This is a genomic window from Amycolatopsis decaplanina DSM 44594 (genome assembly GCF_000342005.1).
In the GTDB taxonomy this organism is placed as follows: Bacteria; Actinomycetota; Actinomycetes; order Mycobacteriales; family Pseudonocardiaceae; genus Amycolatopsis; species Amycolatopsis decaplanina.
This window is the reverse complement of record NZ_AOHO01000055.1, coordinates 117,075-142,287: the sequence shown is the minus strand read 5'-3', so window position 1 is coordinate 142,287 and position 25,213 is coordinate 117,075. Positions and strand designations below refer to the sequence as shown.

At 68.4% G+C, this 25,213-nt stretch carries 24 protein-coding genes; 11 read left to right on the top strand and 13 right to left on the bottom strand.

Annotated elements, in window-relative coordinates; all coding sequences use genetic code 11:
• The first annotated feature begins 236 nt into the window (after positions 1-236).
• Complete coding sequence (locus H074_RS17850) at positions 237-1,151, top strand: RCC1 domain-containing protein (protein WP_007031438.1); 915 nt, start codon at positions 237-239, stop codon at positions 1,149-1,151.
• Between the two features lie 63 nt (positions 1,152-1,214).
• Here H074_RS17850 and H074_RS17845 read toward each other — a convergent pair whose 3' ends face one another.
• From H074_RS17845 to H074_RS17790, 12 genes are all read right to left on the bottom strand, one after another.
• On the bottom strand, positions 1,215-1,874 hold the full coding sequence (locus H074_RS17845; RefSeq protein ID WP_007031437.1) for a hypothetical protein: 660 nt from the start codon (positions 1,872-1,874) through the stop codon (positions 1,215-1,217).
• 62 nt (positions 1,875-1,936) lie between these two features.
• Entirely contained in the window at positions 1,937-2,527 is a 591-nt protein-coding gene (locus tag H074_RS17840) for a hypothetical protein (RefSeq protein WP_007031436.1), read from the bottom strand.
• Positions 2,524-3,027, bottom strand: a complete 504-nt coding sequence (locus H074_RS17835; RefSeq protein ID WP_007031435.1) for a hypothetical protein — start codon at positions 3,025-3,027, stop codon at positions 2,524-2,526. Before H074_RS17835 ends, H074_RS17840 begins: the two co-directional genes overlap by 4 nt.
• Entirely contained in the window at positions 3,012-4,205 is a 1,194-nt protein-coding gene (locus H074_RS17830) for an MCE family protein (RefSeq protein ID WP_007031434.1), read from the bottom strand. Before H074_RS17830 ends, H074_RS17835 begins: the two co-directional genes overlap by 16 nt.
• A complete protein-coding gene (locus H074_RS17825; RefSeq protein WP_007031433.1) occupies positions 4,205-5,260 on the bottom strand; it encodes an MCE family protein in 1,056 nt (351 codons plus the stop codon). The genes H074_RS17830 and H074_RS17825 overlap by 1 nt, the downstream gene beginning before the upstream one ends.
• Entirely contained in the window at positions 5,260-6,252 is a 993-nt protein-coding gene (locus tag H074_RS17820; protein ID WP_007031432.1) for an MCE family protein, read from the bottom strand. The genes H074_RS17825 and H074_RS17820 overlap by 1 nt, the downstream gene beginning before the upstream one ends.
• A complete protein-coding gene (locus H074_RS17815) occupies positions 6,249-7,238 on the bottom strand; it encodes an MCE family protein (RefSeq protein WP_039922822.1) in 990 nt (329 codons plus the stop codon). The genes H074_RS17820 and H074_RS17815 overlap by 4 nt, the downstream gene beginning before the upstream one ends.
• A complete protein-coding gene (locus H074_RS17810; RefSeq protein ID WP_007031430.1) occupies positions 7,235-8,242 on the bottom strand; it encodes an MCE family protein in 1,008 nt (335 codons plus the stop codon). Before H074_RS17810 ends, H074_RS17815 begins: the two co-directional genes overlap by 4 nt.
• Positions 8,239-9,504 (bottom strand): MCE family protein, encoded by a 1,266-nt coding sequence (locus H074_RS17805; protein ID WP_039922723.1) that lies wholly within the window; start codon positions 9,502-9,504, stop codon positions 8,239-8,241. The genes H074_RS17810 and H074_RS17805 overlap by 4 nt, the downstream gene beginning before the upstream one ends.
• Entirely contained in the window at positions 9,501-10,352 is an 852-nt protein-coding gene (locus H074_RS17800) for an MlaE family ABC transporter permease (protein ID WP_007031428.1), read from the bottom strand. The genes H074_RS17805 and H074_RS17800 overlap by 4 nt, the downstream gene beginning before the upstream one ends.
• Complete coding sequence (locus H074_RS17795; protein ID WP_039922721.1) at positions 10,352-11,146, bottom strand: MlaE family ABC transporter permease; 795 nt, start codon at positions 11,144-11,146, stop codon at positions 10,352-10,354. The genes H074_RS17800 and H074_RS17795 overlap by 1 nt, the downstream gene beginning before the upstream one ends.
• Before the next feature lie 643 nt (positions 11,147-11,789).
• The gene (locus tag H074_RS17790; RefSeq protein ID WP_200865788.1) at positions 11,790-12,785 is read right to left on the bottom strand and encodes an LLM class flavin-dependent oxidoreductase; all 996 of its coding nucleotides are present in this window, start codon (positions 12,783-12,785) and stop codon (positions 11,790-11,792) included.
• A gap of 174 nt (positions 12,786-12,959) precedes the next feature.
• On the opposite strand from H074_RS17790, the gene H074_RS17785 reads away from it, so the two are divergent.
• Positions 12,960-16,781 (top strand): nSTAND1 domain-containing NTPase, encoded by a 3,822-nt coding sequence (locus H074_RS17785; protein WP_476692303.1) that lies wholly within the window; start codon positions 12,960-12,962, stop codon positions 16,779-16,781.
• 265 nt (positions 16,782-17,046) lie between these two features.
• Here the strand turns inward: H074_RS17785 and H074_RS17780 are convergent, their stop codons facing one another.
• Complete coding sequence (locus H074_RS17780) at positions 17,047-19,161, bottom strand: HelD family protein (protein ID WP_007031424.1); 2,115 nt, start codon at positions 19,159-19,161, stop codon at positions 17,047-17,049.
• Between the two features lie 122 nt (positions 19,162-19,283).
• On the opposite strand from H074_RS17780, the gene rsmD reads away from it, so the two are divergent.
• The 9 genes from rsmD (at position 19,284) to rnc (ending at position 25,128) form a co-directional block, all read left to right on the top strand.
• Positions 19,284-19,838: a 16S rRNA (guanine(966)-N(2))-methyltransferase RsmD gene (rsmD, locus tag H074_RS17775; RefSeq protein ID WP_007031423.1), complete on the top strand. Its 555-nt coding sequence runs from the start codon at positions 19,284-19,286 to the stop codon at positions 19,836-19,838.
• Between the two features lie 62 nt (positions 19,839-19,900).
• Positions 19,901-20,383, top strand: a complete 483-nt coding sequence (coaD, locus tag H074_RS17770) for a pantetheine-phosphate adenylyltransferase (RefSeq protein WP_007031422.1) — start codon at positions 19,901-19,903, stop codon at positions 20,381-20,383.
• Positions 20,384-20,482: 99 nt separating this feature from the next.
• Complete coding sequence (locus H074_RS17765; protein WP_039922720.1) at positions 20,483-21,181, top strand: ribonuclease domain-containing protein; 699 nt, start codon at positions 20,483-20,485, stop codon at positions 21,179-21,181.
• A 67-nt stretch (positions 21,182-21,248) separates the two neighbouring features.
• Positions 21,249-21,764, top strand: a complete 516-nt coding sequence (locus H074_RS17760) for a SigE family RNA polymerase sigma factor (protein WP_007031420.1) — start codon at positions 21,249-21,251, stop codon at positions 21,762-21,764.
• The gene (locus H074_RS17755) at positions 21,764-22,528 is read left to right on the top strand and encodes a hypothetical protein (RefSeq protein ID WP_007031419.1); all 765 of its coding nucleotides are present in this window, start codon (positions 21,764-21,766) and stop codon (positions 22,526-22,528) included. The genes H074_RS17760 and H074_RS17755 overlap by 1 nt, the downstream gene beginning before the upstream one ends.
• Positions 22,529-22,654: 126 nt before the next feature.
• On the top strand, positions 22,655-23,380 hold the full coding sequence (locus tag H074_RS17750) for a DivIVA domain-containing protein (RefSeq protein ID WP_007031418.1): 726 nt from the start codon (positions 22,655-22,657) through the stop codon (positions 23,378-23,380).
• Positions 23,381-23,493: 113 nt separating this feature from the next.
• Positions 23,494-24,111, top strand: coding sequence for a YceD family protein (locus H074_RS17745; RefSeq protein ID WP_007031417.1), 618 nt, complete (start codon positions 23,494-23,496; stop codon positions 24,109-24,111).
• Positions 24,112-24,183: 72 nt separating this feature from the next.
• Positions 24,184-24,366, top strand: a complete 183-nt coding sequence (gene rpmF / locus H074_RS17740) for a 50S ribosomal protein L32 (protein ID WP_005160412.1) — start codon at positions 24,184-24,186, stop codon at positions 24,364-24,366.
• A 15-nt stretch (positions 24,367-24,381) separates the two neighbouring features.
• Complete coding sequence (gene rnc, locus H074_RS17735; protein ID WP_007031416.1) at positions 24,382-25,128, top strand: ribonuclease III; 747 nt, start codon at positions 24,382-24,384, stop codon at positions 25,126-25,128.
• Positions 25,129-25,213 lie beyond the last annotated feature (85 nt).

Here is a 25,213-nt window from a genome sequence, read left to right as displayed (position 1 = left end):
GGGGTAAACCGAGGTTACCCGCGAGTTATGTACGTAACAAGGATTCATGTCGACATGTTTCGGAGTGGGTGAGGAGCCCGTTCTTTCTTGTCAACGCGCGCTGAATGCGATTATGAAGTTTGTCCGTGGATGACAAAGAAGCAGCCGATCGGCGGAACCGGGTTAACATTCCGCGCATGCCTTCAGAGAATCGACGATCGGCATCACGGCGCGTAGCGAGCGTCGCGATTACCGTAATGATCGCAACGGTTTCCCTTTCCGGTACGGCAGGTGCCGCGCCGACCGGCGAAGCGCGGCCATGGGGGAGCAACGACTACGGGCAGGGGACCATACCGGCCTCGGCGCTCGGTGCCAGCGCGGTCTCCGCGGGCGCGATCACCCACCTCGCACTCAAGGACGGCGGCGTGATCGCCTGGGGGAACGACAGTTACGGCCAATTGACCGTTCCGCCCGCGGCCACGTCCGGGGTTTCGGCGATCGCCGCCGGCTGGGCGCACGAACTCGCGCTGAAGAACGGTGGCGTCATCGCCTGGGGCAACGGTTTCTACGGTCAGAACGTGGTACCGGCGGCCGCGGCGTCGGGGGTCACCGCGATCTCCACCAGCGCGTATTTCAACCTGGCGCTCAAGTCGAACGGCAGCGTGCTGAGCTGGGGATCGCGGACCGTCGTGCCCACAACGGTTTCGTCCGGTGTCACCGCGATCTCGGCGGGGGGCGACCACGGGCTCGCGCTCAAGAACGGCGGCGTCGTCGCCTGGGGCAGCAACGGGAAAGGTCAGATCACCGTGCCCGCGGCGGCCACGTCCGGGGTGTCGGCGATCTCGGCGGGCTTCCGGCACAGCATCGCGCTGAAGAACGGCGGCGTCATCGCCTGGGGCGACAACTTCTACGGCCAGGCCACGGTTCCGCCGGAGGCGCAGTCCGACGTGGTCGCCATCGACGCGGGTTTCAACCACAACGTCGCGCTGAAGTCCGACGGGAGTGTCTTCGCCTGGGGCAGCAACGTGAAGCAGGAAAGCCGGGACACCAGCACGGAACCGCCGACGGACTTCTGGAAGTTCTCCGGCGTGTGCACTCCGGTCTATGCCGTTTCCGCGGGTGACAGCACCGGGGTCGCGCTGGTGGACCCGACGGCGCCGTACTTCTGCTGAGTCTGCGAAGTCGGTCTCGTGAGTGGTAAGGACGGTTCTAACCGTCCTTACCACTCACGAGGTTTACGACAGGTTGGACTTCATGCTCAGGTTGATCGTGTTGTCCGGCCCCGAGATCAACGCGCCCAGCGCGAGGTCGTTGATGAAGCAGTCCTTGAACTCCGGGATGGTGAACGTCCCCGAAGACGGGATCGTCTCGGCGAACAGGTCGACGTTCTTCGACACCAGGGTCAGGTCGAGCGGTTTGACCGTCTTGCAGGCGTTCGGCACCGTGGGGAGTGGGATGACCGGCCAGAACAGGCCGACCACGATGTTGTCGATCAGCATGTTGGCCTGCGAGTGGGTGGTCAGGTCGCCGTTGGCCAGCGTGCCGGTGACCGGGCCGGTCGGCTCGATCCGCACGCGGGCCTTGATCTTGAAGACACCCGAGACCAGCGAGATGTTCGCCGTCGAGGGAGGCAGGGCCAGATCGCCGCGGATGCCGACGTTGTCGCCGTCGATGACCAGTGCGCCGTCGAGCTGGCCGGGGCCGAGATCGAGGGTGCCGCCGGTCTTCTTCACCGTGGTCTTCCCGGTGACGGTGTAGGACACCGGGATCTCGACCGGATCGTCCGCGAGGGCGGGGGTCGCGGCGAGGCTGCCCGCCACGGCGATCGCGGAGGTGAGCGCGACGACCGTGCCGAGACGGCGACGGGCGGTTTTCGGGCGCGTTCGACCAAACATGGGTTTCTCCTCGTTTTCTCTCCTGCTTTACAAAGCGGACTGAATAGTGGAAAGACTGTTTGTCACCGGGGGGCAAGGTCGGTGATGACCCAGTTGTCGCCTTCGCGTTCCGCGGTGACCGAAAGCTGCGCGGCCGCCGTCGTCGAAGAATTGTTGTCGGCCCGAGTCGCCGCTTGATCGAGGAATACCAGCAGCCTCGCTTTACCGCCCACGAGCTCCTGCACGGCGGACGAGGAGACGCGGGTGGTGAGGACGAGTTTCTGCGCCGGGGCTTTTTCCCTGACTTGGGCGAACAACTGGTTGTACGACTCCAGAGCCTTGCCTCTGAGCACCGAAGCCGCGGCCTTTTCGGTGACGTCGGTCCGGTCGTAGGAATAGGAGAAGACCTTGTTGAGCGCCACCGTCACCGCGGAGTTCACCTCGGCGGTCGCTCCCACGTCGGTGAGCGCTGTGTTGGCCGCCGACGGCGTCGCCGAGATGGCCCTCGCCTCCAGCGTGAACCACACGCCCGCCGCCACCAGCACGGCAGCCGTGACCAGCAGGATCAGCGACAGCTTCGGCCGCCGGGACGGCTGTTCGGAGGTCTCTTCGGTGGTCTCTTCGGCCGTGGCCTCGGGCTCGGTCTCGGCATCGGTGTCGGCCGTGGCGGTCATCGCGCACCCACCGGGAGCTGGTCGAGAGCGCTGAGCTTCCAGCCCTCGTCCGTCCTGGTCAGCCCCGCGGCGAACCGGTTGCGTTTCGTCGTCGGCGCCGCGCCTTCCTTCGCCATCGTGATCTCCACCGAAGCCAGCATCTTGGCCGTTCCCGCGTGGTCGTCCAGTTCGCTGATCGCCGCGTCGAGCACCTTGCCCGTCGAGACCGTCGCGTCCTTGGTGAGCGTCTGCTTCGTCGCGTCGTCGGTCTTGCCGAGCTGATCGCGCAGCGGACCGGTCGACGCGGCGAGCCAGTCGGCGATGCCCTGGTCGACGCGGTGATGGTCGAGGCTGGTCAGCCGGGCGACGAGTTCGCGCCCGGTCTTCAGCGCTTCGTCGCGCGAGTTCCCGTAGGCCACGGCCTCGGAACCCGTCGCGGTGAACCAGGTGTACCCGGCCCATCCCGCGAACGCGCAGGCCGCGGCGAACACGGCGATCGCGATCTTCAGTTGCGCAGCCACAACATCTCCTCGAGGCTGGTGGACGTCGGCTGGCCGTCGGCGCCGAAGCCGCCGGGGATCGCGGCGGGCGGGACGCCGCCCTTCGGCGCGTTCTGCGAGCCGCGGACCGAACTCGGGTTGCCCCTTTCGAGCGTGCACGCGGCACCGGTGTCGAACGGCAGCGGCGAGAGTTCCGCGCTGCTGCGGATCTTCGTGCCCTCGTAGCCCTTGGTGCACGGCATCGGGTCGAAGAAGGTCAGGACCAGCCCGATCTTCCCGGACTGATCGTCGACGGCCGCGTCGACCGCGGACACCGCCTTCGGGGTGTTGATCAGCAGCTGGCGGAGGCCGTCGGTGCGCGCGGAGAACACGTGCGACGTGGTGAGCAGGTTCGCCAGCAGGATCGGCAGGCCCGGCTCGTTGTCCCGCACCAGCCCGGAGAGCTGGGTCGCGGCTTCGGGCGCGGTCGCGATCAGCCGTCGCAGGTCACCGTCCGAACGGGACAGCTGCTCGGCGAACTGCTTGGCGTTGCCGCTGAACCGCCGCCAAGCCAGCGACGAGTCGACCTGGGTCTTCAGCACGGTCGAGCCGTCGGTGATCAGTTTCTCCGTCTGCGGCAGATGGTTCGCGGCCTCTTTGGTGAAGTCGGTGGTGGAGTCCAGCAGCACCTGCAGGTTCGCGCCGGAACCACGCAGGGCGTTGTCGAGTTCGTCGACCACGGTCCGCAGATCCTCGGTCGGCACGGAAGCGGTCAGCGAGTCCAGGTCGGTCAGCAGATGCTGCACCGGCAGCGGGACACTCGTCGCCTCGCGCGGGATGACCGAACCTTCGGCGAGGAACGGCCCGTCCCCGGTCCGTGGCTGCAGGTCGACGAACTGCTCGCCGACCGCGGACCGGTTCGCCACGACAGCCCGCGAATTCGCGGGGATCGGAGGCGCGTCGTCGTCGATCAGCAGATCCGCCTCCATGCCGCCGTCGGTGAGCCGCAGTTCGCCGACCCGGCCGACGGCGACGCCTCGGTACGTCACCTCGCCGTTGGTGAACAGGCCTCCGCCGTCGGTCAGCGCGAGCTTCACGGTGTACCCGCTCGCCCCGAAGAGCCGGTCGAGCCCCGCGTAGTTCGCCCCGACGAACGCCGTCGTCGCCAGCGCGAGGATGACGAACGCGAGCACCTGGATCCGGACACGGGTGGTGAGCATCAGCTACCTCCGGAGGACGGCAGCGGCAAGGTCGGGAGTCCCGGCGGGACCCCTTCGCCCGGGGGAGGGAGTTCGACGCCCGGTGCGGGGATCATCGAGGCGTAGACGTTCAGGTAGTCGCCCTTGATCCCGTCGCGGACGGCGTCGGTGAACGGGAACGTCGGCAGGATCTCCAGCGACTCGGGCAGGCTCTCGCCGGCGTCGGCCAGCCGTTTGAGGATCGGCGCGAGCGCGGTGAGGTCCGCGACGAGATCGGCCCGGCTCTTCTTGATCACGTCGACGCCGACCCCGGAGAGCCGGTCCAGCGCTTGCAGCATCGAGACGAGCTGGGTGCGCTGATCGGAGAGGCTCTGGAGGCCGGGGGTGAGGTCGGTGAGGGCGCCTTCGACCTGCTTCTTCCGGTTCGCCAGTGTGGCCGAGAGCTGGTTGAGCCCGTCGAGCGCCGAGGTGATGTCGGAGCGATGGGAGTCCAGGTTGGACACCAGCTGCTCCACGGTGGACAGGAAGGAGCGGATCTCCTCCTCGTTGCCGTCCATCACCTTCGACAGCTCGCGGTTGATGGTCTGGAGCTGGCCGATCCCGCCGCCGTTGAGCAGCAGGGACAGCGCGCCGAAGATCTCCTCGAACTCCGGGTTGCGGTTCGTGCTCGCGACGGGGATCACCGCGCCGTCGCCCAGCCTGCCCTCGGCCGTCGCCGCGCTCGGGGCGAGTTCGATGAACTTCTCGCCGAGCAGGCTGGACTGCCGCAGCCGGGCGATGGCGTTGGCGGGCAGGTGGACGTCGCCGTTGACCGCCAGGACGGTCTCGGCCGTCCAGCCGTCCTCGCCGAGCTTGATCGTCTCCACCCGGCCGACCGGGACGTCACCGACCTTCACCGCGGCCTGCGGCACCAGGTCGAGCACGTCGGCGAATTGCACGGTCACCCGGTACGGATGGTCGCCGATGTCCGCGCCGCCGGGCAGCGGCAGGTCGTAGACGCCCTTGAAATCCGACGAACAGGCGGTGAGCGCGACACAGCACGCGGCGAGTGCGGCGATCGCCCGTTTCGTGGCCATCAGCGCCCCCCGGTGTAGGTGTCGCCGGCGACGGGCAGCGGGAGCGGGGCGTATTCGAGCATGTTGCCGCGGCTCTGCAGTTTGCCGGTCTTCGGATCGACGGCTTCGAGCACGTTCGTCACCGCCAGCGGGATCGTGTCGAGGGTTTCGGCCAGCGCGGCGCGTTTGTCGACGAGCGTCCCGGTGGTCACCGCGAGCTTGTCCACATTGGACTTGATCAGCGCGCGGTTGTCCTTGATGAACTGCTGGATCTCCGCGAGCGCGCCGCCGAGCCCGTTGAGCGCGCGGGCGAGTTCGTCCTTGTTCCGCGCCAGCGTGCCGGTCACCGAGGCGAGCTGCTTGTTGACCTCGCTGACGTTCCGGTCGTTGGTCGCCAGCATCGAGGTGAACCGCTGCAGTTCGTCGACGGTGGCGAACAGGTTCTGCGAGTTCCCGGACAAGGTCCTGGCGAGGTCGGCGAAGTTGCGCACCGACTCGTTGAACGGCTTGCCGTTGCCCTGCAGGTTCTTCGCGCCGGTGCGCAGCAGCTCCGAAAGCGCGCCGTCGGCGTTCGCCCCCTGGGGGCCGAGCGCCTTGGCGAGGGTGTCGAGGCTGGAGTAGAGCTGGTCGAGTTCCACCGGCGTGCCGGTGCGCTCGACCGGGATCACCGCGCCGTCGTCCAGCCGGTTCCCGGTGCGGGTGAGCTTGGTGAACTGGACGTACCGGTCGGCGACCACGCTGGGCGCCACGACCAGGACGTTGGTGTCGGCCGCGATGGGCGTCGACCCGTCGACGGTCAGGACGACCTTGACCCGTTCCCCCTCCGGGGCCACCGATTCCACCTGGCCGACCCGGACGCCGAGCACGCGCACGTCCGATCCACTGTAGACACCGACCGCGCGTGAGAAGTACACGGTGACGCGGTCGAGCCCGCTGCCGGAGAAGATCCACCAGAGGCCACCGACGACGGCCAGCGCGAGCACGAGCGCGAGAGTGACGAACCTGCTGATCACCGGCCACCTCCCGGGATCCGCGGGGTGCAGGGGTCCCGGTTCTCCGGAATGAGCCCGCACAGGTAGCCGTCCACCCAGCGCCCGTTGCCGAGCGAGTTGTTCACCACGCGGAAGTACGGCGCGGCGAGGTCGAGGCTCTTGGCGAGATTGTCGTTCTGCCGCTGCAGGATGTCCGTCACCTCTCCGAGCTGCCTGAGCGCTCCGCCGAGCTGGTCCTTGTTGTCCTTCACCAGACCCGAAAGCTGAGTGGCGAGGTCCTGCGAGCCGGTCAGCAGGTCGTGGATCGCCTGTCGCCGGTTGTCCAGTTCGGTCAGCAGCAGGTTGCCGTCCGAGAGGAGCTTGGCGAAGTCGTCGTTCGAGTTCGCGAGCGTCGTGGTGAGGCCGTGCGCGTTGGAGAGCAGGCTGGCGAGTTCACTGTCCCTGGAGGACACGGTCTTCGACAGCGACGTCAGCCCGTCGAGCGCCTTCTTGATGTGCTCGGGCGAGTTCTTGAACGTGTCGCTGAGCGTGGTGAAACTCTCCGCGAGCCGGCCGGTGTCGATCGCGCCCGCGGTGTCGGCCAGCCCGTTGAACGCCTCGGTGACGTCGTAGGGCGTCACGGTCCTGGTGCGCGGGATGATCTGCTTCGGGTTCTGCACCGTCTCGCCGGTCGGGCGCAGGGCGAGGAACTTCCGGCCCAGCAGGGTCTTGATCTTGATCTCGGCGGCGGTCTTGTCGCCGACCCAGGCGTCCTTGACCCGGAAGCTCACCACCACGTGGTCTTCGGCGAGCCGGACGTCGCTCACCTCGCCGACCTTGATCCCGGCGATGCGGACTTCGTCGTCCTCCTGCAGCCCGGCCGCTTCGGAGAATTCGGCCTGGTAGGTGGTTCCCGAGCCGATGATCGGGAGCTCCTCGTAGTTGAGCGTCGCGGTCAGCAGCGCGGCCGCGACGGCACTGCCGACGAGACCGATGACGATCGGGTTCCGCTCCTTGAAGGGTTTCACGACGCGCACCTCTCCGCCGTCGCCGGGACCCCGCGGGGAGGCTTGGTCTGGAGGACGGCCGAGCACAGATAGAAGTTCATCCACGATCCGTACGAGCTGATGCGCCCCAGGTCGTTCAACTTCCCGGGAAGCACGGTGAGGAACTGTTCGACCTGGGGCTTGGCCGTGTCGGTAGTCAGCTGGCCGGAGAGCAGGCCGAGGCCTTCGATGCTGTCCTTGAGCGGCTTCCTGCCCTGTTCGAGCAGCCCGGCCGTGGCGGTGGTGAGGTCCGCGAGCCCGGAAACGGCCTCCCCGATCTCGGTGCGGTCGCCGGCGAGGCCCGCCACGAGCTCCTTCAGTGTGGAGACCAAAGTGGACAGTGCGTCGCCCTTGCCGTTGATGCTCTTCAGCACCGTGTCCAGGTTCGTGATGACATCGCCGATCACCTTGTCGCGGCCGGCGAGCGTGGTGGTCAGCGAACCGGTGTGTGCCAGCAGGCTTTCCACCGTGCCGCCTTCGCCCTGGAGCACCTGGACGATCTCGCCGGAGAGCTGGTTGACGTCCTTGGGGGACAGCGCCTGGAACAGCGGTTTGAAGCCGTTGAACAGTTCCGTGAGATCCAGCGCGGGAGTGGTGCGCTCCAGCGGGATCTCCGCGCCGGGCTCCAGGAGTTCCCGGGTGCCCTTGCCGCGTTCGAGTGCGATGTAGCGCTGGCCGACCATGTTGCGGTACTTGATCACCGCGTTCACGTCGGCGGGCAGGCTGCGCTGGGAGTCGAGGGAGAACCTGACGCGGGCCAGGCTGTGGTCGGCGATTTCGAGTTCCTCGATCTGGCCGACCCGAACCCCGGAGATCCGGACGTCGTCGCCGACGTTCAGCGACGTCGCGTCGAGGAATTTGGCGCTGTAGGTCTTGGTGTCGCCGAGGCCGGTGTTCGTGATGGACACCGCCAGCAGCACCGTGGCCAGCGTCGTGACGACGACGAAGATCAGCCCCTTGATCAGCGGGCTCACGAAGTTCCTCATCGCACGGTCACCTCCGTGCCCCGGTAGAGCGGGCCGACGAGCACACTGCCCCAGGCGGGGACCTGACCGGCCGGAACGCCGATGGACGGCGCGACCAGCGTGGAGATCAGTTCCCGTTCCTGCGGCGAGTTCGCCAGGCCGAGGTCGCCCTGTACGCCCGGCAGCGCGGCGGTCTCCTTGCCGGTCGCGGCGATCCCTTGGCTCATCAGGCCGTTCGACGGATAGCAGCGCGGTTCACCGGTGGCGTTGTAGACCGGGTCGTCCTTGCCGGGCACGTATTTGCCACGGGGCTGGGTCACGACGATCTCGGCGTGCAGGCCGGGTTCGTCGGTGCCCTTGCCCAGCACCTTGTCCATCTGCGGCTTCAGCTTGGCCAGCGCGTCGATCGTGCAGGCGAAACTCGGCGAGTACTTCGCGGCGACTTCGAGTGGTGCCCGGCTGTCGGCGGCGAGCGCGATGATGTTGGCGCGGTTGTTGGCGAGGAAGGTCGTCACCTGCTGGGAGGACGACGTCACCTGCTGGTACACCGTCGCCAGTTCGGCGCGTTTCTCCTTGACCGTGTCGAGGGTGACGGCCGAGGCGCTCAGCGCGTCGAGCAGATCCGGCGCGATGTCTCCGTACAGCTTCGAAACCGTGGCCAGATCACGGATGTTGTCGTTCAGTTCCGGGAGGTTCGGGTTGAACTTCTGGAGGTAGGCGGCCGCGGTGGCGAGCGTGTCGCCGATCTGGTCGCCGCGGCCTTCCAGCGCGGTCGCGACCGTGGTCAGCGTGGTCGCCAGCTTCTGCGGTTGCACCGCCTTGAGCAGCGGCAGGAGATTGTCGAAGACCCGCTCCAGTTCGATCGCGTTGGCCGAACGGTCCTGGGTGATCACGTCGCCCGAAGCCAGCGGCCCCGCCGCCGATCCGTCCGGAATGGACAGTTGTACGTATCGCTCGCCGAACAGCGTCTTCGGCACGAGGAGCGCGGACACGTTCTTCGGCAGCCGGGAGACCTTGCCGGGCTCCATGGCCAGGTCGATCTCCGCGCCTCCCGGCGTCGCCCGGACGTCACGGATCTCACCGACCACCACGCCGCGCGCCTTGACCTGCCCGCCCGCGCGCAACTGGTTGCCGACCCGGTCCGCCTGCAGCGTCACCGGGACCGACGTGACGAAGTCCTTCCGGTAGATCTTGATCGACAGCAGCACGAGGGCGGACATCACCACGAGGAAAAGCACCCCGGCCGTCCTGACCCCGGCTTTGCGCAGCCCACGCCGGCTCATCCGGCCACCTGCACCGTCGTGGTCGCGCCCCAGATCGCGAGGCTGAGGAAGAAGTCCAGCACGCTGACCGCCACGATCGCGGTCCGCACCCCGCGGCCGACGGCGACCCCGACGCCGGCCGGGCCGCCGCTCGCGCGGAAGCCGTAGTAGCAGTGGGCGAGCACGATCACGACGCTGAACACCAGCACCTTGCCGAACGACCACAGCACGTCGCCCGGCGGCAGGAACAGCAGGAAGTAGTGGTCGTAGGTGCCCGCGGACTGGCCGTAGAACCAGACGGTGATCTGGCGTGACGCGAGATACGAGGTCAGCAGGCCGATCGCGTACAACGGGATGACCGCGAGGAAGCCCGCGATGATCCGGGTGGTCACCAGGTACGGGACGCTGGGGATGCCCATCACTTCGAGTGCGTCGATCTCCTCGGAGATGCGCATCGCGCCGAGCTGCGCGGTGAAGCCGCAGCCGACGGTGGCGGACAACGCCAGCCCGGCCACGAGCGGCGCGATCTCGCGGGTGTTGAAGTACGCGGAGACGAACCCGGCGAAGGCCGACGTGCCGACCTGGTTGAGCGCCGAGTACCCCTGGAGCCCGACGACCGTGCCGGTGAACACGGTCATCCCGATCATCACGCCGATCGTGCCGCCGATGACCGCCAGCGCGCCGCTGCCGAAGCTGACTTCGGCCAGCAGCCGGGTGATCTCGCGGAGATAGCGGCGCACCGCGCGCGGCACCCAGGCGAGCGCCTTGAGGAAGAAGAGGATCTGGTCGCCGAGCGTGTCCAGGAACCCGAACCGGCGGTCCACGGCTTCGCGGACCCGCGTCGCGCGGGTGGGTGTCGACGTGACCATCAGCTGCCCTTCGCCGGGACGAGCTGCAGGTAAAGCGTCGTCAGCACGAGGTTCAACAGGAACAGGAGCAGGAACGTGATCACCACTGATTGGTTCACCGCGTCACCGACGCCTTTCGGGCCGCCTTTCGGATTGAGCCCGCGATAAGAGGCGACGATCGCCGCGACGAAACCGAAGATGACCGCTTTGATCTCGCTGATCCAGAGGTCCGGAAGCTGCGCGAGAGCGGAGAAACTGGCCAGATACGCACCCGGTGTCCCGTTCTGCATGATGACGTTGAAGAAATAACCGCCGAGGACGCCGACCACGCTGACCATTCCATTGAGGAATGCGGCGACACCCATCGCGGCGAGCACGCGCGGCACGATCAGGCGCTGGATGGGGGAGACCCCGAGCACCTCCATCGCGTCGATCTCCTCGCGGATCGTGCGGGATCCGAGGTCCGCGCACATCGCCGATCCGCCGGCGCCCGCGATCAGCAACGCGGTCACGATCGGGCTGGCCTGCTGGATGATCGCCAGCACACTGGCCGCGCCGGTGAAGGACTGCGCGCCGATCTGCGCGGTCAGTGAGCCGATGTGCAGCGCGATCACCGCGCCGAACGGGATCGCCACCAGCGCCGTCGGCAGGATCGACACACTCGCGATGAACCAGAACTGCTGGATCAGCTCGCGCGCCTGGAACGGCCGCCGGAAAGTCAGGCGGACGACGTCGAGACCGAGTGAGTAGAGCCTGCCGGTCTCCCGGATCGCACCCGCGCCGGGGAATGAGGGTGCGCCAGTCTTCACGCCCACGCCGACCCTCCCGTTTTCCGGGCACGGCGAATACACCCCAGCTTGCGCAATTCCTTTGCTCCGAATGGCGGAACGGAATCGTTGAATAGGATCAACGGGGTGTTACCGTGCTGTTTGCTACTGGTCGGTACGCTAATCACGCGCCTGCCTGGTGACAAGAACTTCGGTGTGATCAAGACGTCACGTCCTGGTAACCGGAGAATTCTTGTCTTTTCCTGACAAAGGCGGACGGGGATCTTGTCCGTTCTTTCGTGTTCGGCGGCGCGATGGGCCGTTCGGGGCGGGGGTGGCTGCGGGCCGGGGCGGCGACCCGCTTGGACTGCTGTCCGTGAAGGCCTCCTTGAGGGACCCAGGGTCCCTCAAGGAGGCCTTCACGGAAACGGCGGCCGGAGCGGGTGTCGAGTGTCCTGTGGCTTTCAGGACATGTCTGAGGGTCGTGAGTGGCAAGTGGGGTTATTGAGGGCGGTAAGGCAAACGGGGCGTGTCGTGGTGGTGGGCTCGTGAGTGGTAAGGACGGTTAGAGCCGTCCTTACCACTCACGAGCCCCACCACGGTCCGCCGCTTAGGTCACCTGAAGTACGTGAAGGCCTCCTTCCCTACTCTCAAGGTAGGGAAGGAGGCCTTCGCAGCGCGCCTGGTCCGGTCAGCGAGCCAGTTCGGCCACCAGTTCGTAGGACCGCACCCGGTCCGCCTGGTCGTGCACCATGGTCGTGATCATCAGCTCGTTCGCCCCCGTGTCGGCCAGCAAGGTCTCGAGTCCCTTGTGGACCGTCTCGGGTGAACCGATGACGCTGCTCGAAGCCCGGTCCTCGATGAACACGCGCTCGATGTCGGTGTACGGGTAGGCCGCGGCCTCTTCCGGCGTCGGCAGCGGGATGGGGCGGCCTTTGCGCAGGCTGAGGAACGTGAGGCCGCTGGGGGCGGCCAGGTACTGGGCCCGTTCGTCGGTTTCGGCGGCCACCACGGAGACGCCGAGCATCACGTACGGCTCGTCGAGGACGTCCGACGGTTTGAACGAATCGCGGTAGAGCGCCACGGCGGGAAGCGTGTTCTCGGCGCTGAAGTGGTGCGCGAACGAGAACGGCAGGCCCAGTTCGCCCGCCATCCGCGCGCTGAAGCCGCTCGACCCGAGCAGCCATACCGGCGGCTTGTTGCCTTCGGCGGTCACGGCGTTGACGGCGCGCTGGTCGGAGTGCTCGAAGTAGGCCAGCAGTTCGGCGAACTGCTGCGGGAAGTTCTCCGCGGTGAGCCCGCCGGGGCCGCGCAGCGCCAGCGCGGTCCGCTGGTCGGTGCCCGGGGCGCGCCCGATGCCGAGGTCGATCCGGCCGGGGTGGAACGCCTCCAGCGTGCCGAACTGCTCGGCCACCACCAGCGGCGCGTGGTTCGGCAGCATGATCCCGCCGGAACCGACCCGGATGCGTTCGGTGGCGGCCGCGACCTGGCCGATCATCACGGCGGTCGCGGAACTCGCGATCCCGGGCATGTTGTGGTGCTCGGCGAGCCAGTACCGGTGGTAGCCGAGGGCTTCGGTCCGGCGGGCGAGGTCGAGGGTGTTGCGCAGCGAATCGGCCACACCGCCCCCGGCCACGACGGGCGAGAGGTCGAGCACGGACAGCGGGATGTCAGGCAAAGAGGTCACGCCCTGGTACAACGCGGCGGGCCACCGATCCCTTCCCGTGACATCACTGCACCTGTCAATCGATCGAAATCAACCGCTGCGACGTGCCCGGTACTCGGTGGGGATCCCCGTTTCCACGGTACGGTTGCCCCCGAATGCGACCGTGGGAAAACCACTGAAAAGAAAGGATTGAGGGTGCCGCGTCCGGAGCGACCTTTGGACCCCGGTGACGATCCGTTGCTGGGGTTCGCCGCCGATCTCCGGCGCCTGCGGGAGAAGGCGGGGAACCCGACGTATCGGGAGTTGGGCAGGCGCGCCCACTACTCCGCGGGCACTCTCTCCGAAGCCGCCGGCGGGAAGAAAATGCCCAGCTTGGCGGTCACGTTGGCCTACGTCCGGGCGTGCGACGGTTCCGAAGAGGAGTGGCAGGCCCGATGGCACGACGTGACCGAGCGGACACGCGACGGGGCCGATGATTCACCGGTTGCCCCACTGAATGGGGAACCGGCCCCTTATATCGGACTGACCGCATTCGGACCGGATGACGCGAGCCGATTCTTCGGTCGCGAACGACTTGTCGGAAAACTCGTCACGAGGCTTTCGGGTCAACGATTCTTGGCGGTTCTGGGGGCTTCCGGTTCCGGTAAGTCGTCCTTGCTCCGGGCGGGTCTGCTCCCGGCGCTCGCAGTGACCTCGGTGACCTCAGTGACCTCCGTGACCTTGCTGATGACCCCCGGTTCACGGCCGCTGCACGAGTGCGCAGTCCAGTTCGGCGCCGCGTCCGGCGGGCCGCTCACCGAGTTCACCGGGCATCCGCGCGACCTCGGCCTCGCCGCCCGTCGGCTGGTCGCCGACCGCGAGGGCGACGTCGTGCTGGTCGTCGACCAGTTCGAAGAGGTCTTCACGCTCTGCCAGGACGCCGACGAGCGGGCGGCCTTCCTGTCCGCGCTGGTCACCGCTACGACCGAGCCGGAGAGCCGGATCCGGGTCGTCCTCGGCATCCGCACCGACTTCTACACGCACTGCGCGCGGCATCCCGAGCTGGTCGAGGCCATGCAGGACGCGCAGGTCCTCGTCGGCCCGATGAGCACCGAGGAGCTGCGGCAGGCCATCTCGCGGCCGGCGATCGACGCCGGGTACCGCGTCGAGAACGCGCTGGTCTCGCGGCTCGTCGCCGACGCGACCGGGCAGCCCGGCGTGCTGCCGTTGCTTTCGCACGCGCTGCTGGAGACCTGGCGCCGCCGCCACGGCAACACCCTCACCCTCACCGGCTACGAGTCCACCGGCGGGATCGAACGGTCGGTCGCGCAGACCTCCGAGCACACCTTCACCGCGCTGAGCGAACACCAGCAGCGGCTGGCGAACCAAATCTTCCTGCGGATGACCGCGCTCGGCGAAGGCACCGAGGACACCAAACGCCGCATCACCCGCGACGAGGTGGACGCCGACGACCCGGACGTCGCCGTCGTGTTGGACAGGCTCGCGTCTTCGCGGCTGGTCACCCTCGACGACAACGGGATCGAGATCGCGCACGAGGCGCTGATCCGTGGCTGGCCGCGCCTGCGTGAATGGCTCGCCGAGGATCGTGAGGGGCTGCGCGTGCACCGCCAGCTCACCGAGGCGACCGACGCGTGGGAATCGGTCGGCCGTGACGACGGCTGGCTCTACCGCGGCGCACGGCTGTCCATCGCCAGGGAGTGGGCGGGGGAGCACGACAGCGCGCTGTCCCAGCGTGAACGCCGGTTCCTCGAGGCGAGCGAGGCGATCGAGAACCACGAGCAGACCGTCGCGCGGCGCCGCACCCGGCGGCTGCGCCAGCTGGTCGCGCTCCTGGCCGTCCTGCTGGTGCTGGCGACGGCGGCGATGGTGTACGCCGTCCGGGCCGAGCAGACCGCGACCGGCCAGCGCAACAGCGCGCTCGCGCAGAAGGTCGCAGGGCAGGCCATCGAGATGCGGACGACGAACCCGGCGCTGGCCGCGCAGCTCGCGCTGGCGGCGTACCGCGTCGATCCGAGCGTGGACACGCGCGGCAGCGTGCTCGGGATGTTCGAGTCGCCGTACTCGACCGGTGTCCGCGGGCACGGACACCGGGTCAACGCGACCGCCTTGCGCGGCGACGGTCAGGTGATGGTGACCGGCAGCTGGGACCAGACCGCGAAGCTGTGGGACGTCAAGGACCCCCACCGCCCGACCGAACTGGCCACGCTGTCCGGTCACACCGCGAACGTCAACTCGGTGGCGTTCAGCGCAGACGGCGCCGCGGTCGCGACGGCGGGCTGGGACAAGACCGCGCGGCTGTGGAACGTCGCCGATCCGGCGAAACCCCGGCCGGGGGTGGTGGCCGGGGAGCATCCGAGCCGGGTCAACGCGGTGGCGTTCAGCCCGAAGGCGGCGGTGCTCGCCACCGCGGACGGCGACGGCACGGTGCGCCTGTTCGACGTCCGGGATCTCGCGAAACCGGTGCCGGTGGCCACCCTCACCGGGCACACCGGCAACATCAACGGTCTCGCCTATGCCCCCGACGGGCGGACACTCGTCTCGACCGGCGCCGACAAGACCGCGAGGCTGTGGGACGTCGCCGACCCGCTCAAGGCCAGGCCACTCGGAGTGGTGAACGGACACACCGCCGGTGTCCACTCCGCGGTGTTCAGCCCGGACGGCCGGACGCTGGCCACCGCGAGCATCGACCAGACCGCGCGCCTGTGGAACGTCGCCGACCCGATGGCGCCGTCGCCGCTGGGCACGATGGCCGCGCACAAGACCATCGTGCGTTCCGTGGCGTTCAGCCCCGACGGGACGACCCTGGCCACGACCGGTTTCGACCGCGCCGCGCGACTGTGGGACGTCACCGATCCGGCGAAGCCACGAGAGAAACCGGCCCTCATCGGGCACACCGCGGCCGTGGTCTGGGCGGTGTTCTCCCCGGACGGCCGCACGCTGGTGACCGCGAGCGACGACCAGACGGTGCGGCTGTGGGATCTGCCGGGGCCCGCGATCAGCGGTCCGGCGAGGTCGGCCTGCCGGGCGGTGTTCAGCTCCGACGGGAAACTGCTGGCCACCGGCAGCCAGGACGGGGCGGTGCGCCTGGTCGACGTAGCCGACACCCGGAACCCGCGCGAGCTGAGCAAGGTCACGGGCTTCGGGCAAGGTGTCTGCGGTCTCGCGTTCAGCCCGGACGGCCGGACGCTCGCCGCCGGCTCCTGGGATCACACGATGCGGCTGATCGACGTCACCGATCCGCGCCAGCCGGTCGACACGGGCGTCTTCTACCGGCCGGAGGAGGAGATCGACCCCGTCGCGTTCAGCCCGGACGGGCGGACGCTCGCGACCGCGGGCTCGGGGCACACGGTGAAGCTGTGGGACGTGGCCGACATCCGGCGACCCGTCGAGCTCGCGACCCTCACCGGGCACGAGGACGACGTCCATTCGCTCGCGTTCAGCCCGGACGGCCGCACCCTGCTCAGCGGCGGCTGGGACCACACCGCGCGGTTGTGGGACGTCTCCATGGCGAAGGCGCCGAAGCCGCTTTCGGTACTGAAGGGGCACTCCGACACGGTGTTCTCCGTGGCCTTCAGCCCGGACGGCAAACTCGCCGCCACCGGCAGCGCCGACCGCACCGGCCGGCTTTGGGACGTGACGGACCCGGCGGCTCCCAGGGAGGTCGCGCTGCTGGCGGGGCACACCGACAACGTCATCTCGGTCGCGTTCAGCGGGGACAGGAAGACCTTCTCGACCGGCAGCTACGACCGGTCCGTGCGACTATGGGATGTCTCCGATCCGGGATCGGTCCGCGAGTCGGCGAACCTGACCGACGATGTCGACCGGGTCAACGCCGTGGCGTTCGCCCCCGATGGGCACACCCTCGCGGGTTCGGTCGCGGACGGCAGCGTGCGGTTGTGGGAGACCAGCCCCGAACGGGCCGCCGAACGCATCTGCGCGACCGTGTACCCGCGGATCACGGCAGGCGAGTGGGAACAACACCTGCCGGGGCTCGATTACCGGCCTCCGTGCCCGTGACCACGGCCGATTCGTTGTTCGGCGTTGTTGTTCGGTGAAAACGCCGTGACACCGAACAACGAAGAGGCGCTAGAAATACCCCTGGACGTGAGATGCGTCCCCACATCGTTCACTCACCGGGGGTCTGAAGGGCTCCTTCAGGGCATTCACCAGTGTCCTGAAGGAGCCCTTCAGCTTTTTCGCGCCCGCCCCTCACGCAATTCGGCACCAGGTTGCGATGGTCGGTAATGCGAACCATCGCAACCTGGTGCCGAATTGCGGGGGGTCAGGCCGCGGGGATCCAATCGGGGTTGGAAGCCAGGACGGTCAGCTGCTGGGTCGCGCGGGTCAGCGCGACGTACAGCACCCGGCGTCCGGTGGTCGACTCCGTGATGAGGTCGTTGGGCTCCACCAGTACGACGGCGTCGTACTCGAGGCCCTTGGAGTCGAGGCTGCCGACGACCTTGAGCCGCTCGTCCGAAAGCTCGGCGAGCCAGCCCTCGACCTCGGGAACCCGGTCCATGGCGGTGATCACGCCGACGGTGCCTTCGACGGTCCCCATCAGTTCCTTCACCGCGGCCTGTGTCGCCGCCTCCAGCCCGGAAGCCTCGACGGGCCGGACCTCCGGGGTGATGCCGGTCTGCCGCACCGCGCGCGGAAGCTCGTCGGCCTCGGCGTGCCCTGCGACGACCTTCGCGGCCAGGTCGAAGATCTCCGCCGAGTTCCGGTAGTTGGTGCGCAGGGTGAACCGGCGTCGCGTCGTCTTGAGCCCGAAGGCCTGATCCCGCGCCATCGCGGCCTCGGCCGGATCCGGCCACGAACTCTGCACCGGGTCGCCGACCACGGTCCAGCTCGCGTACTTGCCGCGCCGCCCGACCATCCGCCACTGCATCGGCGAGAGGTCCTGCGACTCGTCGACGACCACGTGCGAGTACTCGTCGTAGTGCTCGGGCCGGGTCGGGGCGCCGCCGCGCTCCGGGTTGACCTCGACGTTCTGGCGGGCACGGCGGCTCTTGGGCGGCGAGCCGATCAGGACGCGCAGCTCGTCGAGGAGGGCGACGTCCGCGATGGTCCAGCCGCGTGAGCGGTCGGCGAAGTCGGCCGCGAGCATGCTGATCTCGTTGCGGTTGAGCAGGCCCTTCGCCGCGGAGGCGAGCCGCTTCTCGGTGCCGAGCCACCGCAGGATCTGCGCCGGGTACAGGATCGGCCACCAGACCACCAGGAACCGGTGGAACTCGATGCGCTCGCCGAGCTCGGTGATCAGCTCGGCCTTGTCGATCTGACGGCCGTCGTCCTTCGCGTGCTGCTCGGCCTTCGCGGCGAGCGCGTCGAGCAGCAGTTCGGCGGCGCGGATCCGCGACCGGTTCGGCGGTCCGCCCGCGGTGTGCACCTTGCGGCGTACCTTGTCGAGTTCGCGCGCGTTCAGCCGCAGCACCTCGCCGCGGTAGACGATCTTCATGTCCTCGGGCGCCTCTTCCGGCGTGTCCCGCAGCGCGCGCAGCAGGATCTTGCGCATCCGCAGCGATCCCTTGATCGCCGCCAGGGGAGCCGGGTCCTGCCGGGTCGCTTCGAGGCCGTCGAGGACCTCGCCGAGCGCGCGCAGTTCGACGTTCGTCTCACCCATCGACGGCAGCACCCGCGAGATGTAGCTGGTGAACACCCCGGACGGGCCGATCACCAGCACGCCCGCGCCGCCGAGCTGGCGGCGATGGCGGTAGAGCAGGTACGCCGCGCGGTGCAGCGCGACCGCGGTCTTACCGGTGCCTGGGCCGCCGGTGATCTCCGTGACACCGCGCCACGGCGCGCGGATGACCTCGTCCTGCTCCTTCTGGATGGTCGCGACGATGTCCCGCATCTTCTCGCCACGCGACCGGCCGAGCGCGGCCATCAGCGCGCCCTCGCCCACGATCTGCATGTTCTCGGGGACCGCGTCGGCGATCAGGACGTCGTCGTCGACGTCGAGCACGTTCTGGCCGGAGCACCGGATCACCCGGCGCCGGACGACGTCCATCGGCTCCTCGGCCGTCGCCTGGTAGAACGCCGCGGCCGCGGGCGCTCGCCAGTCGGTGACGAGGTTGTCGAACTCGGCGTCGCGGATGCCGAGACGGCCGACGTAGATGTGCTCGTTGTCGAGGTGGTCGAGCCTGCCGAACACCAGTCCCTCGTACTCAGCGTCGAGGGTCTGGAGGGTCTGATTGGCGTGGTACACCATCATGTCCCGTTCGAACAGCATCGACGCCTGCTCGAAGATGGCTTCCCGCCCGGCGCCATGGCCGATCTCATAGCCCTTGGTACGCATGGCCTCAGCCTGGGCTCGCAGTTCGGCGAGCCGGGTGTAGACGGTGTCCACATGGGCTTGCTCGATGGCGATCTCGGCCCGTCTGACCCGAGGTTCGGACACGCAACGCTCCTAAACGCTTCTATCGCCTCCGAGGGCGAAGGACGACTCTACGCGAGCTGGGCGGTGGCTTCACCAAGTCCCGGCCAACGTCACGGCGGAAGGCGTTGAGGCACGATGCTCCCATGACCAGGATCGTGGCGGGGACCGCGGGCGGCAGGCGGCTGAAGGTCCCGCCGAAAGGCACGAGGCCCACGTCGGAACGCGTGCGCGAGGCGTTGTTCAACGCGCTGGAGGTCGCCGGCGAGCTGCGGGGAGCCCAGGTCCTCGATCTTTACGCCGGTTCGGGCGCGCTCGGGCTTGAGGCGTTGTCCCGCGGCGCGTCGGGCGCGCTGTTCGTCGAGTCGGACCGGCGCGCGGTCGAAGTGCTCAAGGGCAACGTCGCCGCGCTGGGGCTCGGCGGCGCGGTCCGGGCTGGAGCCGTCGAGTCCGTCGTCGCCGCACCGGCACCGGAAACGTTCGACATCGTCCTCGCCGATCCGCCCTACGCGGTGGATTCCACCCGTCTGGGGGAGGTCATGGCCGCGCTCGCGGCGGGCCGGTGGATCACCGACGGGGCGCTGCTGGTGATCGAGCGGGCCGCGCGGGACGGCGAGCCGGACTGGCCGCCGGGCTTCGAGCCGACGCGGACGAAGCGCTACGGCGACACCGCGCTCTACTGGGCCGAATATCAGGTGTGACGCCGCACCGAGAAAGCGCACAGGACGCGCAGCAGGCCCTCTGCCTTGGTAGCGTCCGCGCCATGCGGCGTGCGGTCTGTCCCGGGTCCTACGACCCGGCCACCAATGGACATCTCGACATCATCGAGCGGGCGGCCAAGCTGTTCGACGAGGTCGTCGTCGCGGTGGGGGTGAACAAGAGCAAGAAAGGCCTGTTCACCACCGAGGAGCGGATGGACATGCTGCGCGAGATCACCGCGAAGCTGCCGAACGTGCGCGTCGACTCCTGGCAGGGCCTCCTGGTCGACTACTGCCGCGAGAACGACATCGTCGCGGTCGCGAAGGGGCTGCGTTCGGTCAGCGACTTCGACTACGAACTGCAGATGGCGCAGATGAACCGCGAGCTGACCGGGCTCGAAACCCTGCTGATGGCCAACAATCCGGCGTACGGTTTCGTGTCGAGTTCGCTGGTCAAGGAGGTCACCGCGCTCGGTGGCGACATCGAGCACCTGGTGCCGCCCGTAGTGTTCAAACGCCTCACGGAGAAGTACTCCGAACGAGGTTGACCCGAACGGCGGAAGCCGTTGGTCGGGCAGTCGTGAGCGGCGGTGGAGAGTTCATCTCGACGCCTTCTGGTGAACACGCGATCGGGTTACGGTCCGAAAATGACCAACAAACGATCGCGGATCGCCGCCGCGCTGCTCGTTCTGCTCGTCACTCTTTTCAGCGGGATCAGTGGCGGGCTAGGTGCCGCCCAGGCCGCGCCCGTCTCCGTCCAGCAGAACCCTTGTGGGGATCTCACCGGGTTCAAGCACTCGTCGCTCTCGTCGCTGCCCGCCGAGGCGACGACGACGTATGACCTCATCAAGAAGGGCGGGCCGTTCCCGTACCCGGACAAGGACGGCACGGTCTTCTCGAACCGGGAGAACATCCTCCCGAAGTGCGCTTCGGCCTACTACCACGAGTACACGGTCCCCACGCCCGGCTCGCCGGACCGCGGTGCGCGCCGTATCGTCACCGGTGACGGCGGCGAGTTCTTCTACACCGGCGACCACTACAAGACCTTCTCCGTGATCGACGTCGACGGCACCCCGGCGCCGTCCTGTGGTGACACCTCGAAGCTGACGAAGATCGGCTACTCGACGCTGTCGTCCGCGGCGAAGTCCGTGGTGGACAAGGCTCGTGGCGGCGCGACCGGCACGGTCTACGAGAACCGCGAAGGTGTGCTGCCGTCGTGCGCCGCCGGCTACTACCAGCTGTTCCCGGTGGGAACGAGCGACCGCGTGATCTCAGGCAAGGGCGGCGAGATCGTCTACACGCCGGACCGCTACGCGACCTTCAAGCTGGTGAATCCCGGCGCCTGACCCGCCCGTGCAACATTTCGTGCCTCCTCGTCCGTGAGATACACCGGAACACGGACGAGGAGGCACGATGCGGTCTGGGGACGATGCGAGCTTCAGGGAGTTCGCCAGGGACAAGGCGCTGCCGCTCAGGCGGACGGCGTACCTGCTCTGCGGCGACTGGCATCTCGCGGAGGATCTGGTCCAAACCGCGCTCATCAGGCTCTACCGGGTCTGGCCGAAGGTCCGCCGGAAAGGGCCCGTCGACAACTACACGAGGCAGATCCTGATGCGCTGCTGGCTCGACGAGCGGCGGCGACCTTGGCGGAGCAGAGAGAACCGCGACGGCGTCGTCCCCGAAGAGCCCGCTGCCCCGGCCGATGCCGGGATCTCGGATTCGCTGCTTCGCGCCCTCGCCGAAGTTCCCCCGAAACAGCGCGCCGCCGTCGTGCTGCGCTACTGCGCCGATCTCCCGGTCGCGGAGGTCGCCGTCGCGCTGCGTTGTTCGGAAGGGACGGTCAGGAGCCAGGCCGCGCGAGGACTCGACGTCCTCCGCGCGGCCCTGCAGAGACAGGACGACGAGGCTGTCTCCGGGAGGAGCGCGTGATGGACGAACTCGAAAACAGGCTGCGCGGGATCACACTGGCCGAGCCGCCGCTCGGCTTCGACCCGGACGAGGTCGCCGGGACCGCCGCGAAGAAGGTGCGAAACCGGCGGGCGGCGGCGTCGACGGGGGCCGCCACGCTGGCGGTGATCGCGGCGGCGGTGGTGTTCGTGGTGCCGGGAGAAGGCCCCGCGCCACTCGCGCCGGCGGCGTCGCGGCAGGCCCCGCCCACGCCGAAGGACGACCTCCAGCACCTGAAGGACGTGGTGCCGCAGGTGATCACCGGCGCGAAGAACATCGCGGTCGGCGACTTCTCGGGGTACGGGGACCTGAAGACCGCGGAAGTCAGGTACACCGACGCCGAAGGGCGGCCGCGGGGCATCAACCTCACGATCGCCGGTCCGGTGAGCACGAAGGACGCGTATCCGCGCGAAGGCCGGTGCAAGCCGGAGACCGTCGCCGACGGGATCGGGCCGGACGGCAAGCCGATGCGGTGCGTGGAACTTCCCCAACCGGGCGGAAGCTTCGCCGTGATCTCCGAAACCGCCCCGAAGTCGGTGGACGAATGGGAAGGCGACATCATCGTCGGCCAGGGTTTCTCGACCGGGAAGGTCGCCACCCGCAACGCGATCGCCTTCCCGTCCGGCGGTGGTTCGGTCAACATCTTCGACCTCGGCACGCTGGACGACGGCCCCCGCGGTGGCCCCTCCCTGAGCGACCAGCAGCTGCTGGCGCTGATCCTGGATCCGGCGTTCGTCCCGCGGTGATCATGGCGCGCGGTACCGGGCGGGACACGCCCGGTACCGCGCGCTTTCACCCCTTACCGCGCCGATGAGGGCAAACTGGACTCAGGGAATGTGGGGATCGCTGTAGCAGTAGGTAGGGAGTGGGCCGTGTACCGGGTTTTCGAGGCGCTCGACGAGCTCGTCACCATCGTGGAGGAAGCCCGCGGCGTGCCGATGACCTCCAGTTGCGTAGTCCCGCGCGGGGACACGCTCGAACTGCTCGACGACATCCGCGACGCCCTTCCGGGTGAAGTGGACGACGCGCAGGACGTCCTCGACAAGCGTGACCAGCTGATCCAGACCGCCCGCACCGAAGCCGCGGAGACGGTCACCACGGCGAACGCCGAGGCCGACCGCACGGTCGCCGACGCGCAGGCCGAGGCCGAGCGCATCCTCGCCGACGCCCGCGCCCGCGCCGAGCAGATGATGAGCGACGCGCACGCCGAAGCCGAGCGCATGGTCGCCGCCGGACAGGCCGAGTTCCAGAACCTCACCGACCGCTCCCGTGCCGAGTCGGAGCGGATGATCCAGGCGGGCCGCGACGCCTACGAGCGCGCCATCGAGGACGGCCGCGCCGAACAGGCCCGGCTCGTCGCCCAGACCGAGGTCGTCCAGGCCGCGCACGGCGAGGCGGCACGGATCGTCGACGAGGCGCACGTCGAGGCCGACAAGCAGCGCGGCGACTGCGACGCCTACGTCGACGGAAAGCTGGCCGAGTTCTCCGAACTGCTGGCGACCACGCTGCGGACGGTCGATTCAGGGCGCAACCACCTGCGGTCCCCGGTCAACCTGCCGGGCAACAGCCGGACGTCGCTGTACGACTACCAGTCCTGACAAGTCCGTGAAGGCCTCCTTGAGGGACCCAGAGTCCCTCAAGGAGGCCTTCACGGACCGATGGCGGACCGTGCCCGAAAGTGAGTGGCGGGGCCTGCGTACCCTGATGACCGATGTCTGAGAACAAGTCGCCGCAGGCCAGGCCTGCGCAACTGGACGACCGGAACCCGTGGGTGCTCGACACCCGCGAACTCGGCCGTCATGCCGGCCTGAGCAAGGCCGTCCAACGCTCGATCCCCGTCGAGACCGCGCTCGGTGTGCCCGACGTCATCACCATCGACGCCGGCTCCAGCCTCGAACTCGACCTGATGCTCGAGTCCGTCGTCGAGGGCGTACTCGTCAGCGGCACGGCGTCCGCCGTCGCGACGGGGCACTGCTCGCGGTGCCTCGACCCGATCACCGAGGACGTCGAGGTCGACCTGACCGAGCTCTTCGCCTACCCCGGCTCCGCGACCGAGGAGACCACCGACGAGGACGAGATCCCGCGTCTGGTGGACGACCGGATCGACCTCGAACCGACGGTCCGCGACGCGGTGGTGCTGGCGCTGCCGCTGGCCCCGCTGTGCACCGAGGACTGCCAGGGTCTGTGCATCGAATGCGGTGTCAAGTGGGCCGATCTCCCGCCCGGACACGGGCATGAGAAGATAGACCCTCGGTGGGCCGCGCTGGTCGATCGTTTCGACAACGAAACGGGCGATGACCAGGCCGATGGCCCCGGAAAGCAAGCCTGACGAGCACCAGCTCGTTCCGGAGAAGCAAGTTCGCTCGCGACCGCGGGCAGACCGTCTGAAGGAGATCTACTCGTGGCCGTCCCGAAGCGGAAGATGTCGCGATCCAACACCCGCGCGCGCCGCAGCCAGTGGAAGGCGGCTCCGGTTCAGCTGGTGCCCTGCTCCAACCGCGCCTGCAAGCAGCCGAAGCTCCAGCACATCGCGTGCCCGGCCTGCGGCCAGCACAACGGTCGCCAGGTCGTCGAGCCCGCCTGATCGGCAGCTGACGACATGGGGGGCAAGTCGGCCGGTGGACCACCCGCGGACCCCGCACCACTGCTCGAAGCACTCGGGATCACGATCGAACCCGAGCTGCTGACGCTGTCGCTGACCCACCGTTCTTATGCCTATGAGAACGGTGGGTTGCCGCCGAACGAGCGTTTGGAGTTCCTCGGGGACGCGGTGCTGGGCCTGGTCGTCACCGACCACCTCTACAACACCCATCCCGAACTGGCCGAAGGTCAGCTCGCGAAACTCCGTGCCAGCGTGGTCAACATGCACGCGCTGGCCAGGGTCGCGCGCGGTCTCGGCGAAGGCGGGCTGGGCAGGCACCTGTTGCTGGGCAAGGGCGAAGAGCTCACCGGCGGCCGTGACAAGGCGAGCATCCTCGCCGACGGGCTCGAAGCCGTCATCGGCGCCGCGTACCAGCAGCACGGCATCGACGTCGCGCGCGGGCTCGTGCACCATCTGTTCGACGACCTGCTCGCCGAGGCGCCGCTGCGTGGTGCCGGCCTGGACTGGAAGACCAGCCTCCAGGAGCTGACGGCGTCGGCCGGGCTCGGCGTGCCCGAGTACAAGGTCGAGGACACCGGCCCCGATCACCGCAAGGAGTTCAGCGCCACCGTCCTCGTGGGCGGACGTGAACTCGGTTACGGCTCGGGAACGACCAAGAAGGAAGCCGAGCAGAAGGCCGCCGAGACGGCCTGGCGACAGCTTTCGGCCGAACTCGACATCGAACAGCCGCCGAAGACGACCTGAGTCCTCTTCAGCGGGACGGTTCGTTGACGCAGGAGTCGGTGAATCAGTAACGTCATCGCAGTCCGCCGCCACTGACGCGACCGTT

Coding starts and splice junctions, on each gene's coding strand:
- H074_RS17850 (WP_007031438.1), top strand. CDS start 237: ATGATCGCAACGGTTTCCCTTTCCGGTACGGCAGGTGCCGCGCCGACC.
- H074_RS17845 (WP_007031437.1), bottom strand. CDS start 1,874: ATGTTTGGTCGAACGCGCCCGAAAACCGCCCGTCGCCGTCTCGGCACG.
- H074_RS17840 (WP_007031436.1), bottom strand. CDS start 2,527: ATGACCGCCACGGCCGACACCGATGCCGAGACCGAGCCCGAGGCCACG.
- H074_RS17830 (WP_007031434.1), bottom strand. CDS start 4,205: ATGCTCACCACCCGTGTCCGGATCCAGGTGCTCGCGTTCGTCATCCTC.
- H074_RS17825 (WP_007031433.1), bottom strand. CDS start 5,260: ATGGCCACGAAACGGGCGATCGCCGCACTCGCCGCGTGCTGTGTCGCG.
- H074_RS17810 (WP_007031430.1), bottom strand. CDS start 8,242: ATGAGGAACTTCGTGAGCCCGCTGATCAAGGGGCTGATCTTCGTCGTC.
- H074_RS17805 (WP_039922723.1), bottom strand. CDS start 9,504: ATGAGCCGGCGTGGGCTGCGCAAAGCCGGGGTCAGGACGGCCGGGGTG.
- H074_RS17800 (WP_007031428.1), bottom strand. CDS start 10,352: ATGGTCACGTCGACACCCACCCGCGCGACGCGGGTCCGCGAAGCCGTG.
- rsmD (WP_007031423.1), top strand. CDS start 19,284: ATGACCAGGATCGTGGCGGGGACCGCGGGCGGCAGGCGGCTGAAGGTC.
- coaD (WP_007031422.1), top strand. CDS start 19,901: ATGCGGCGTGCGGTCTGTCCCGGGTCCTACGACCCGGCCACCAATGGA.
- H074_RS17765 (WP_039922720.1), top strand. CDS start 20,483: ATGACCAACAAACGATCGCGGATCGCCGCCGCGCTGCTCGTTCTGCTC.
- H074_RS17760 (WP_007031420.1), top strand. CDS start 21,249: ATGCGGTCTGGGGACGATGCGAGCTTCAGGGAGTTCGCCAGGGACAAG.
- H074_RS17755 (WP_007031419.1), top strand. CDS start 21,764: ATGGACGAACTCGAAAACAGGCTGCGCGGGATCACACTGGCCGAGCCG.
- H074_RS17745 (WP_007031417.1), top strand. CDS start 23,494: ATGTCTGAGAACAAGTCGCCGCAGGCCAGGCCTGCGCAACTGGACGAC.
- rnc (WP_007031416.1), top strand. CDS start 24,382: ATGGGGGGCAAGTCGGCCGGTGGACCACCCGCGGACCCCGCACCACTG.